Annotated in this window: 11 protein-coding genes; 6 read left to right on the plus strand and 5 right to left on the minus strand. The window is 43.9% G+C overall.

Features of this window, described 5'->3' with window-relative positions:
• Positions 1-3 precede the first annotated feature (3 nt).
• The gene (gene mfd, locus BN161_RS07060) at positions 4-3396 is read right to left on the minus strand and encodes a transcription-repair coupling factor (protein WP_044264362.1); all 3393 of its coding nucleotides are present in this window, start codon (positions 3394-3396) and stop codon (positions 4-6) included.
• Positions 3397-3494: 98 nt separating this feature from the next.
• On the opposite strand from mfd, the gene BN161_RS07065 reads away from it, so the two are divergent.
• Genes BN161_RS07065 through BN161_RS07075 form a run of 3 tightly spaced genes read left to right on the plus strand, consistent with a single transcriptional unit; the run spans position 3495 to position 6531 of the window.
• Positions 3495-4247, plus strand: coding sequence for a polyprenol monophosphomannose synthase (locus tag BN161_RS07065; RefSeq protein ID WP_044264364.1), 753 nt, complete (start codon positions 3495-3497; stop codon positions 4245-4247).
• A gap of 26 nt (positions 4248-4273) precedes the next feature.
• Complete coding sequence (locus BN161_RS07070) at positions 4274-5629, plus strand: dihydroorotase (protein ID WP_044264292.1); 1356 nt, start codon at positions 4274-4276, stop codon at positions 5627-5629.
• Positions 5626-6531, plus strand: a complete 906-nt coding sequence (locus BN161_RS07075; RefSeq protein WP_044264295.1) for a vitamin B12 dependent-methionine synthase activation domain-containing protein — start codon at positions 5626-5628, stop codon at positions 6529-6531. The genes BN161_RS07070 and BN161_RS07075 overlap by 4 nt, the downstream gene beginning before the upstream one ends.
• Positions 6532-6667: 136 nt before the next feature.
• Here BN161_RS07075 and BN161_RS07080 read toward each other — a convergent pair whose 3' ends face one another.
• From BN161_RS07080 to BN161_RS07090, 3 genes are read right to left on the minus strand one after another with little or no spacing between them, the layout of a single operon-like run.
• Positions 6668-7513 (minus strand): outer membrane beta-barrel protein, encoded by an 846-nt coding sequence (locus BN161_RS07080; protein WP_044264298.1) that lies wholly within the window; start codon positions 7511-7513, stop codon positions 6668-6670.
• A 44-nt stretch (positions 7514-7557) separates the two neighbouring features.
• Positions 7558-8427, minus strand: coding sequence for an outer membrane beta-barrel protein (locus BN161_RS07085; protein ID WP_044264300.1), 870 nt, complete (start codon positions 8425-8427; stop codon positions 7558-7560).
• Positions 8428-8432: 5 nt separating this feature from the next.
• Entirely contained in the window at positions 8433-9257 is an 825-nt protein-coding gene (locus tag BN161_RS07090; protein ID WP_044264302.1) for a hypothetical protein, read from the minus strand.
• Between the two features lie 221 nt (positions 9258-9478).
• On the opposite strand from BN161_RS07090, the gene BN161_RS07095 reads away from it, so the two are divergent.
• From BN161_RS07095 to BN161_RS07105, 3 genes are read left to right on the plus strand one after another with little or no spacing between them, the layout of a single operon-like run.
• On the plus strand, positions 9479-9964 hold the full coding sequence (locus tag BN161_RS07095; RefSeq protein ID WP_007214467.1) for an RNA polymerase sigma factor: 486 nt from the start codon (positions 9479-9481) through the stop codon (positions 9962-9964).
• Between the two features lies 1 nt (position 9965).
• Complete coding sequence (locus BN161_RS07100) at positions 9966-10592, plus strand: hypothetical protein (protein WP_044264303.1); 627 nt, start codon at positions 9966-9968, stop codon at positions 10590-10592.
• The gene (locus BN161_RS07105) at positions 10580-11743 is read left to right on the plus strand and encodes a metallophosphoesterase (RefSeq protein ID WP_044264304.1); all 1164 of its coding nucleotides are present in this window, start codon (positions 10580-10582) and stop codon (positions 11741-11743) included. Before BN161_RS07100 ends, BN161_RS07105 begins: the two co-directional genes overlap by 13 nt.
• Before the next feature lie 45 nt (positions 11744-11788).
• Here the strand turns inward: BN161_RS07105 and BN161_RS07110 are convergent, their stop codons facing one another.
• Complete coding sequence (locus BN161_RS07110) at positions 11789-12229, minus strand: helix-turn-helix transcriptional regulator (protein WP_044264307.1); 441 nt, start codon at positions 12227-12229, stop codon at positions 11789-11791.
• Positions 12230-12237: the final 8 nt, after the last annotated feature.

The following is a 12237-nucleotide window of genomic DNA, read 5'->3' on the forward strand; positions in this document are numbered from 1 at the left end:
AAACTATCCTTCTTCCACCTGCATCGCCACAATCTCCTGCAAAACACCAACTGCCGTTTCCACATTCTTCACATCCTTCACCAGCATACTACGACGGGTATTCTGTTCGCGCAAATCGCAGCGACGGGTATACTTCATCATGTATGCAATAACTTTACCGAATGCCTGACTCTGATAATAGGGGCTTTCCGGATTGGAAATAAAGAATAGCGACATACGTCCGCCTTTAAGAAAAACCTTTTCCGCACCAAGGCGGGCAGCAAGACGACGCAACGGCACAATACGCAGTAACTCTTCCGTTTCTGACAGAACAGGACCAAAACGGTCGATAAGCCGGTTACGGAAAGCCTCTACATCTTTATCCAATGTCAGACTATCCAACTCGCGGTAAAGTAACATACGCTCACTACTACCCGCGACGTATGTAGCGGGAAGCAACAGTTCCAGATCACTTTCGACCTGACATTCATCAACAAATTGTTCGCCACTAATGACACCACCTTCGGCTTTCAACTCTTCAGCATAGAGATCGGCAAACTCATCAGTCTTCAATTCGTGAACAGCTTCCGTTAATATCTTCTGATAAGTTTCATAACCAAGATCGGCAATGAAACCACTTTGTTCTGCCCCCAACATATTGCCTGCACCACGAATATCGAGGTCCTGCATGGCAATATGAATTCCACTACCCAAATCGCTGAAGTTCTCAATAGCCTGCAAACGACGTCTCGCCTCGGGAGTCAAAGAAGACAGAGGAGGAGCCAGCAAATAACAGAAAGCCTTCTTATTGCTTCTTCCCACGCGGCCGCGCATCTGGTGAAGATCGCTTAAACCAAAGTTCTGTGCCTGATTGATAATAATGGTATTAGCATTTGGAATATCAATACCACTTTCTATAATGGTAGTAGCTATCAATACATCATAGTCATAATTGACAAAGCCAAAGATTATCTTTTCCAATTCTGTCGGTTCCATCTGCCCATGTCCGATAGCTATTCTGCAATCCGGAATGTGCCGCTCAATCATTGCTTTCAATTCGGGCAAATTGGAAATACGGTTATTCACAAGGAACACCTGTCCGTTACGACTCATTTCAAAGTTGATGGCATCAGCAATCACTTCCTCGTTAAAGGTATGCACTTCAGTCTGAATAGGATAACGGTTGGGCGGAGGTGTTTGTATCACACTCAGGTCACGTGCCCCTATCAATGAGAATTGCAATGTGCGGGGAATAGGTGTAGCCGTCATAGTCAAGGTATCTACATTCACTTTCAGCTGGCGCAGTTTCTCTTTTACAGATACCCCGAATTTCTGCTCTTCATCAATAATCAGTAATCCCAAGTCCTTGAATTGTATATCTTTACCTAAAATACGATGTGTACCGATCAGTATATTCACATCTCCGGCAGCCAAACCTTTTATAACTGCTTTTGCCTGCGCTGCCGTGCGGGCACGGCTTAAATACTCCACCTTGCAAGGCAAATCTTTCAAACGATCCTTGAACGTCTGAAAATGTTGGTAAGCCAGCACTGTCGTAGGTACCAGGACAGCCACCTGCTTATTATCCGCCACCGCCTTAAAAGCTGCACGGACTGCCACTTCCGTTTTACCGAAACCAACGTCTCCACAAACCAAACGGTCCATCGGGCGATTACTTTCCATATCTGCTTTTACATCCGCCGTAGCTTTACTCTGATCAGGTGTATCTTCATAGATAAACGATGCTTCCAACTCCCGCTGCAGGAAACTGTCCACACTAAACTGGAATCCTTTTTCCTCCCGACGCTGAGAATATAACCTGATAAGATCGCGTGCAATATCCTTAATCTTAGTTTTGGTGCGCTCTTTCAGTTTTTCCCAGGCACCGGTACCTAACTTATTCAGGCGGGGAGCTTCACCATCCTTACCTTTATACTTAGATACTTTATGCAATGAATGAATGGAAACAAACACCACGTCTTCATTCTGATAGACCAGTTTCATCACTTCTTGTGTCGTATCTCCGTTAGGAATACGCACCAGTCCTGAAAAACGCCCTACTCCATGATCGGTATGTACGACATAATCTCCCGGAGTAAACTGGTTCAGCTCTTTCAAGCTTAGAGCCACCTTACCGCTACGCGCTTTGTCACTCTTCAGATTATATTTATGAAAACGGTCGAATAACTGATGATCCGTAAAGATACAAAGCCGCAAGGCATTATCGGCAAACCCTTCATGCAACGTACGTTCCACGGCCGTAAATGCAATCTGATCCCCCCTGTCTTCAAAGATGGCACGGATACGGTCAGTTTGTTTCATGCTGTCGCTACAGATGTACAACGCATATCCCTTCTCCATATATTCTTTGAAACTCTCAGCTACCATATCAAAATTCTTGCGGAAGATAGGCTGTGCAGACGTATCAAAAGTAATCGTAGCATCCGGTGTACCTGTCGGTTTATTACCAAATTCCATACGACGAAAATCCAATGCACGGAGTGTAAACTCGCTTCCGTCAATCAGCTTGCCATCTAAGGTTATACAGCCACTTTCTTCTGCTTCGCGGGCAGCAATTGCCTGTGGAGTAAGTGTTTCATCATGCACTGTTTGAATGCGCTCACGCAACCAAAGTAAATCACGCATTGCCAGTACGGTATCCGCCGACAGAAAATCCAGAAACGAAACCATGCCACTCGCACCACCCTGCTCCAGACTACGGCTCAAATCGGGGACAATTACAATGCTATCTTTCTTTTCCTTGGAAAGCTGTGTCTCCACCTCAAACGTGCGGATACTTTCCACTTCATCCCCGAAGAAGTCAATACGGTACGGAAACTCGGAAGAAAAAGAAAACACGTCGATAATGCTACCACGTACGGCATATTGTCCCGGTTCATACACATAATCTACATACTCGAAGCCATAGCTACGCAATACTTCCATGATGAAGTTCGTATCCACATTCTCCCCCGAATGCAGTTTCAGGGTTTTATCCCCCAATTCTTTCCGGGAAACGACCTTTTCGGCCAATGCATCAGGATATGTCACCACACAAAGCCCTTCTTCACCTTTCTGCAAGCGACTCAACACTTCAGTACGAAGTATTTCATTCGCAGCATCTTTCTGTCCGTATTTTATTGCCCTGCGAAATGAAGAAGGGAAAAACAAGACTTTATCTGTTCCCAGCACCTGCGTAAGGTCATGGTAGAAATATCCCGCCTCTTCCAGATCGCCCAGAATAAAAACAAAAGGAAATTCTCCACGCTGCACCAGCACGGACGAAAACAGTGAAGCAGCAGAAGCACATAGTCCGCCACAGAAAAGAGTGCGTACAGACGGATTCTTCAGTAAACCACTCATAGCTTCCACATTGGGATGGGCGGCATATCGTTGTTGTAGCTCGGTAATAGTCATCATAACGGGCGCAAAATTACTAAATAATCCTTAGTTTTATTCGTATGTGGTAGAAAACACTTAACTTTGTTCCCAATTTAGAACCTCCTTTTATGAATATGCAGACATCGGACAGCATCGTTATCATTCCTACATACAACGAACGGGAAAACATCGAGAACATCATCCGTGCCGTTTTCGCCCTGGAAAAAGTATTCCATATCCTGATTATAGAAGATGGCTCGCCTGATGGCACTGCCAACATAGTCAAGACCCTTCAGCAAGAGTTCCCCGAACGTTTGTTCATGATAGAACGCAAAGGCAAACTGGGACTGGGTACTGCCTATATCGCAGGCTTCAAATGGGCGCTGGAACATAATTATGAATACATCTTCGAAATGGATGCCGATTTCAGCCACAACCCTGCCGACCTGCCACGCCTGTACAAAGCCTGCGCCGAAGAAGGTGCCGATGTCTCTATCGGTTCACGCTACGTCAGTGGCGTCAATGTAGTGAATTGGCCTATGGGACGGGTATTGATGTCCTACTTTGCCTCCAAGTATGTACGCCTCATCACCGGACTGCCGATACATGATACGACCGCCGGCTTTAAGTGCTACCGTCGTGAGGTATTGCAGACAATCGACCTGGATGGTATCCGCTTCAAAGGTTATGCCTTCCAGATTGAAATGAAATTCACTGCTTACAAATGCGGTTTCAAGATTGTGGAAGTACCGGTTATCTTTATCAACCGGGAACTGGGTACCTCGAAAATGAACAGCAGTATCTTTGGAGAGGCCGTTTTCGGTGTTATCAAACTGAAAATGCATAGTTGGTTCCATAAATACCCGCAAGCAGTAAAAAACAATTAGTGATTAATGATAAATGATTAGTGAAGATGAAAAGAACACTGATACATAACGCAACAATAGTGAACGAGGGACGCTCTGTACAAGGTTCCGTAGTGATTGAAGGAGACCGGATTGCCGAAATACTTACCTATGGGAAAAAGCTCTCTGTCCCTTGTGATGAAACCATAGACGCTACCGGCTGTTGCCTGTTGCCGGGTGTTATCGACGACCATGTACACTTCCGCGATCCGGGATTAACCCACAAAGCGGATATTTTCACCGAAAGTCGTGCAGCCGCCGCAGGTGGTGTCACTTCCATCATGGATATGCCGAACACCAACCCTCTGACTACCACCCTTAGTGCGCTCGAACAAAAGTTTGATTTACTGAATGAGAAGTGTATCGTTAACCACTCCTGCTACTTCGGAGCCACTAATAATAACTATACGGAATTCAACCAGCTGGACAAACATCGTGTATGCGGCATCAAACTTTTCATGGGTTCCAGTACCGGAAATATGCTGGTAGACAAAACAAACAGTCTGCTCAATATATTCAATGGAACAGATATGCTGATTGCTACCCATTGCGAAAGCCAGGAAATCATCAAAAAAAACACTGAATACTATAAGAAAATGTTCAGTGATGCACCGGAAGTTCCTATCAGCAAGCATCCTAACATACGTTCTTCAGCCGCCTGCTACGCCTCAACAGAACTTGCGGTACGCATGGCAAGCTTAGCGGGTGCACGTCTGCACGTGCTTCATGTCTCTACAGCCAAAGAACTGCAATTTTTCAGTGATATACCGCTGGAAGAAAAGCATATTACAGCCGAAGCCTGTGTCGCACACCTGTTATACCGCCAACAGGACTATAAAGAACTGGGAACACGCATCAAATGTAATCCTTCCATAAAAAAACAAGCTGATCGTGATGCTTTACGGAATGCCGTCAATACCGGAGTGATTGATGTGATTGCTACCGATCATGCGCCCCACCTGCTCAGCGAAAAAGAAGGTGGCGCACTGAAAGCCATGTCGGGTATGCCCATGATTCAATTCTCTCTGGTCAGCATGCTCGAACTGGCAGAAAAAGGAATTTTCTCTATTGAAACCATTGTAGAAAAAATGTGCCATGCTCCTGCCCAGATATATGGTATCTGTGATCGCGGTTATGTCCGCGAAGGCTATAAGGCTGACCTTGTACTTGTCAGCCACGGAGACCGTTGGGAAGTCAACTCTGAGAATATTCTCAGCAAGTGCGGATGGAGCCCGCTTGAAGGTAATTCTTTCCGCTGGAAAGTAGAAAAAACATTTGCTAACGGACACCTGATATACAGTGACGGACAAGTAGATGATACTTACCGTGGCGAAGAGTTGAGATTCGATTACAAAGATAAATGATGAACAGCCCTGCGGATAAAGTGTTGACGTACGCCATCCATGACGTTACTCCATACATCAATTGGATATACTTCTTTCATGCATGGGGATTTCAGCCTCGCTTCGCCGCCATTGCGGATATCCACGGCTGCGATGCTTGCCGTGCTTCCTGGCTTACGACTTTTTCTGAGGATGATCGTGCCAAAGCTGCCGAGGCAATGCAGCTACTCAAAGAAGCTAACCTGATGCTTAACCAGCTGGATGAGACTTATCATGTACACACCATTTTCCGTCTTTGCAAGGCTAATGCCGATGGGGATAATTTACTGTTGGACGGCACACGCTTTCCTTTACTCCGCCAACAGATCCCCCATCCGGATGGCAGTCCTTTTCTCTGCCTCAGCGATTTTGTTCGTCCCCTTGCTTCCGGTACACCTGATACGGTAGGTATTTTTGCAGCTTCCTGTGACGGAGAAGTTGAACTTCTCTATGAGGATGATCCCTACAAACGTATGTTGGTACAGACACTTGCCGACCGACTTGCCGAAGCCGCCACCGAAAAGATGCATGAATACGTGCGTAAAGTTGCCTGGGGGTACGCAAAGGACGAAAACCTTTCCATCCCCGAGTTGTTAAAGGAAAAATTCCAAGGCATACGTCCTGCCGTCGGTTACCCTTCTCTGCCCGATCAGTCTGTCAACTTTCTGTTGAATGAATTACTTCATATGCAGCAAATAGGCATTACGCTAACAGAAAACGGCGCTATGCGTCCACACGCCACTGTTTGCGGATTAATGCTGGCTCACCCTGCCGCACGATATTTTGCAGTAGGCAAGATTGGAAATGACCAATTGGAAGATTATGCACGACGCAGAGGAATGCCAATTAATGAAGTAAGAAAGTTTTTGGCGGCCAATCTCTAACTTTCTCCCTATTAAAAAGAATAACATCAGCTTATAGTTGCGTTATTATATGCTTGCGGCTGCGTCAGCTCACACTTATACAAGTGTAAGACAACGCAGCCGCAAGTGTAAGCTGATGCAACCGCAAGTGTTCTATTCAGAATTTATATCCTATTTCAAACTCCAGATTCGTAAATCCTTCACTCCTACGCCATGAAGTCCAACCTGTACGTCCGGTCAGTCCGAATGTGAAATGGCGTCCTTCTACCCCCATACTATAAGCTGCTCCACCGGTGAAGCGTTTACCAAAAGCTTCAGATTCTTCTGTTTCGTATGTATACTGAGAGCCATAGCCATCCGGGTTAGGACTCTGAAGTTGTCTCACATCACGAATATCTCCATTAATACCGCAATCTACATAAGGGCCGGCAGCAATTACCCAGTTCATCGAGGAGCTTAAACGGAACTTATAAGCAAACAGCAAAGGAATTTCCAGATATGTCAATTTATAATTGGTAGTTTCATTACTATAATACCATGTGTTGCCCTCCATTTCACGGTGCGCAATGTAAGCTGCCGGCTGGAAAGACCAATGCTTGGCCATTTTAATGTCTACACCTCCCCCGACATGAAAAGACACTTTATCCTTCGTCTCGTCAGCACCCAAAAAGCGACTAACACCTACACCTGCCTTCACAAACCAGGAAAAACGCTTATCTATAACCAACCGTCCCATCGAAATCTTCATAGGTGTGTTAACGGTGATGTCTTTCCGACCTTTCTCCACCTGAATAGAATCAAGGTACAACGGTACATCTTCAATGAAAAAATTACCATCCTTATCAGAAGTAGCACTCAAATTTGTGCCTTTTACGGTTACTTTGGCATTCTTCACCGGATAATGATCCTTATCAATAAGTCTGCCTTTCAGTTTTTGTCCCTGCGCCATAGATGCTCCTGATATGCAGAGGCCTATAATTGCTAATATAATTATTCGTTTCATTATATAATAGTATTCTTTATAAATTCAACATTTGATAAGTAGGATTAGAAACGGTATGAAACACTGGCACCCAGCACAAAGTTATGTTCCTTCACATCTCCCAGTCCTTCATCCTCCGCAATAATTCCCATATTCTTACCGGAAACGTTTATCATAAGCTTCTTATATTCCACACCTATGCCATAAGTCATACCGAACCCGAGCGGATGCAGCAATGCATGCTTATAATTTCCCCAGCTACTCTCATAATTTTTACTATAAATGTCATATTCAGCATCCTCCTTACCCGTTTCTGAAACTTTTACTTTACCGCTAAGTCCCCATGAAAATACCGGGCCGAAAGAAAGTACCAAACTCATATTACGAGCCAGGTCATAACGTACCAGAAAATTCAACGGTACATCCAGCATCAACGGATTCCAGGTTTCCTTATAAGAGTATGATCCTTCCGTGAAATTATATTCCGCACCCCGACTGGCCAGTTGCACCATCGGACGAAATGCCCAACGCTTAGACATACGCACTTCCATACCTACACCAAAGTGATAACCGTTTTTGCTATCAGAGCCCTCTGCCGTATAACGGCTCCAGTCCATTCCGGCTTCCACTACCAGCGAAAGACGCTTCGGGCGGGCAGCCATCATTATCGGCCGGTCAATCTTTGCATCGGTAGTCTCCATACCGATTGACTCTACGATCACTTTCTTAGTATCAACAGGTACATCCCGCAACAGGAATTTACCGTCGATATCGGTTATTGAACTGATGTCGGTACCTTCTGCGGTGACCAAAGCACCTACTATCGGTTCGTTTCTCTTGTCAGTTACCACACCTTTTATATCGTGCGTCTGCTGTGCCATGAGGGTTGTCAGTCCGGCAATCGCCATGAGCATGGTTATAATCAGTTTTTTCATCTTTCTTATCTTGAGTATTGAATCCGTTGAACATATCCGTAGATCGTATCATTATCTTTCGTTACTACAAAAGGACGCATATAATAAGCCTTCTGCAGAAGAGGGCCAATAAAATGCATGCCATCAGCCGACTCAGAAACATACGTTTTATCAGCAATGGTAGGGAGTTGATTTACATCGGAATAGCAAACCCCAACCTCTTTAAATCTTCCTTCAAATCCATCCACCCCAAAGTAAACTGATACTTCATTCTCATTAGCATATCCTAAATCTGCATAAGGAAGGTATTTCGTAGGAATCGTAAAGGACTTAAGATCATCCAAAGTAGCTTGCCTGCTATCTTGCTGCAAACAGTCATGAAGGATACCGGGACCACTACCCCAACTGTTACTATAAGCAACCGCACGATAATAATAGGTACCGGCCTGCCAATCAGAATGATCAAAATACCAAATAGCTGTAGTACTTTGCCAACCATAATAATACTCGGGATAGACACTATATACATTGTTATAATCGAAGCTATATGACAACAAAGCCTTATCCGTCAAATTGTCTTTGTCAGGAGATATAAAGTATTCAATATGCCCGAATGACTGATAAGGAGAATCCAGCACTATATCAGCTGAAAACACATACACCCTATTGCGGTAATTAAGATGCATACCATGGGTAGATTCTAAATTTTCCAGTTCGGTATATGAAAAATCCACCACCTCCTTTACTTCACTCTTAACCTCAGAGGGCGGAAACTCCGGGCTATCAATATCACCACATGCCGACAAACCCAGCAGCATTGCACAACACACTCCAATAAAATATTTCATCATCGTTCTCTTATATTGTTGTTAATAGTATCCTTGCAAAGATAATGTACTCTTTTATAATTATCAAACTCTTTTTTTATAATATTTAGCCAAAAAAGCAATTTCAACAGCCAAATAGCCTAAAAGGAATACTAAATGATTAAAATCTAATCACACCCTTGTGATTTTCTAATTACCTTTGCGACTAACAGAGCAAAAGCAATTCAAGAAGCAAGAAACAGACGATGGAGAATGTAGAACAGGAGTTCTTGTCCGTGATACGGGAGTATGAACGCGTCATATATAAAGTGTGCTATCTGTACACGACGCCGAATGCTACTCTTAACGACCTGTATCAGGACGTCGTGCTCAATTTGTGGAGAGCCTACCCCAAGTTTCGGAGAGAGTGCAAAGTATCCACATGGATTTACCGCATCGCACTGAATACTTGTATTAGCTTTATTCGCAAAGAAAAGAACATTCCCGAAATCGTGACTCTAAGCCAGGACTCCGACCGAATGGAAGAATCGGACGAAACACAAGCCATGCTAAAGCAGCTCTACCGGATGATTAACCGTCTGGGCCCGTTGGAAAAGTCTATTATTCTGCTTTATCTGGAAGAAAAAAGCTACGAGGAAATTGCTGAAATCACCGGCCTGACGGTAACAAACGTCGCTACCAAAATCAGCCGGATCAAAGACAAACTTAGAAAAATGAACAAGGAGGAATAATATGGAATTGGATGAACTAAAGAAATCTTGGAATGCGCTGGACGAGCAATTGAAGAAAGAACCAATTGCCGATGAAAAGCAGATTGCGGGCATGATTGCCGAATACAAGGCAAACGCACGCAAAAGCATAGGGCGCCTTACGGGTTGGCAACGCTTCTCCATAGGTATTGGAGTCGTGGGACTGGCTCTCCTTCTGGTTATTTGGTTACTGCCGTCCATCTTTCAGATCAACGAAGAATGGCAACCCAGGATTAATACACTCGTAATATTTGTCGGCATCAGTATTCTGCTGGGAATCTGGTGGGATCACAAAAACTATCGCTGGATAAGAAACACGAAAATAGATGAAATGCCTGTAGCCATAGTAAGCAAACGTATGGCAAGTTTCCGCCGATGGACGAAATATGAAATTATCGCTATTTCCGCATGGGTGATTGTTTTCAATGTACTCAATTATTGGGTGATGGGCTATTACAAAGCTTCTTTCGGTGTTCAGGCCACTTTGATTGCATTCTTTGTATTGTGTGACATTGCCATCATCTATCTGCTATACAAAAAAGTAGCTTACAAATTCCTTAACGACATCAAAAAAAATATAGAAGAATTAGAAGATATATGCACAGAATAACCCTACTCCTTATCCTTTTTTTATTGATCCCCGATTTGTACATCTACTTTATGTACATTGTTCGGAAAACTAAAAACACCTGGCTGCGCATTGCGCACTGGATCCCCACTCTTTTATTGATAGCAGGCTACTTTCTGTTGATGCAGGGCATAGGCGAAAATGCGATGGCACACCATGCACAAGCCATCGGAAGACTGGCTATCTGCATTTTCCTGTTTGCCATCCCCAAGACCATCTTTATGATATGTTCGTTGGTGGGGCTGCCTTTTCACTATTTGCTGCGCTGGCCCCGTTCACCGTTTACGGCTGTAGGGTTAGTATTGGGTGTAGTCAGTTTCTTTAATATACTTTATGGCACCCTGGTGGGTATCAGCAAATTTGAAGTGAAGGATATCGAATTTCACCACCCCAATCTTCCGAAAGCATTTGACGGTTACCGTATCGTGCAACTATCGGATATACATATCGGCAGCTGGATAGACAATGAGAAACCCATCAATGAACTGGTAGAACTCGTAAACGCCCAGAAACCCGATCTGATAGTATTTACCGGTGACTTGGTGAACCAAAGAAGTTGCGAACTGGAAGGATTTCAGGACATTCTGGCGCAATTGCATGCCAAAGATGGAGTATATTCCATTCTGGGTAATCATGACTACGGAAGTTACTATCATTGGAAAAACCTGAAAGAACAGGTTAATAACATTGACAATCTGGTTCGGATGCAAAAGGCAATGGGATGGAAACTACTGAACAATGAGTATGATATATTACATCATGAGGGGGACAGCATCGCACTTATCGGTGTAGAGAATGATGGTGAACCTCCTTTCTCACAATTTGCCGACCTGAAAAAAGCGACTAAAGGTACAGATGGAATGTTCCGTATTCTATTAAGCCATAATCCTACGCACTGGCGCCGGGAAGTACTGCCGGATACAGACATCGAGCTGATGCTTGCCGGACATACTCATGCGATGCAGGCTATCATGTTCGGTCATTCACTTGCTTCGCTGATTTATCCCGAATGGGGAGGGATGTACACTGAAGGAGATCGGGGATTATATGTCAATATAGGAATCGGCTATGTAGGACTGCCGTTCCGCTTCGGGGCATGGCCGGAAATTACAGTAATAACGTTGCGTGATTAGGCGCAACATTATCTAGCTCAAAGCTAATTATTATCGGAAATAAAGTTAATATTTACTCTGTATATATCTATCAAAACTATCCTCTCTTGATAAAGATAATTTAGCCTTTATGCGTTGTTTGGCTTTCAGTACAGAGCAGGAAGTAATATTAAAAATTAGAGCAATAGCCTTGTTAGTTAGTTGAGCGCGTACCAAATAACATAATTTCAATTCCTGCATACTTAAACGACTGGTTTTCAAATCCTCCTGAAGCCAATCAGCGCCATAAAGTAAATCAATCACTGCAAAGAGATTCTGCCACTCATATTCATTCCTGATAGTTCCATAAGTGGGAGCCAAGTGCAATTTGAGCAATTGGCTTAAAGCCAACATTTGTGAAGAAGAAACAGATAAAGCAGAAAGATCCTCAAACCGTTTTAACTCCTTAGTCAGTTGCTTGTTCCTGAATAACAGACAGGAAAACAAATTTTCGTTGTATGCATCCATAGTTTATC

Source organism: Bacteroides timonensis, from assembly GCF_000513195.1.
Taxonomy (GTDB): domain Bacteria; phylum Bacteroidota; class Bacteroidia; order Bacteroidales; family Bacteroidaceae; genus Bacteroides; species Bacteroides timonensis.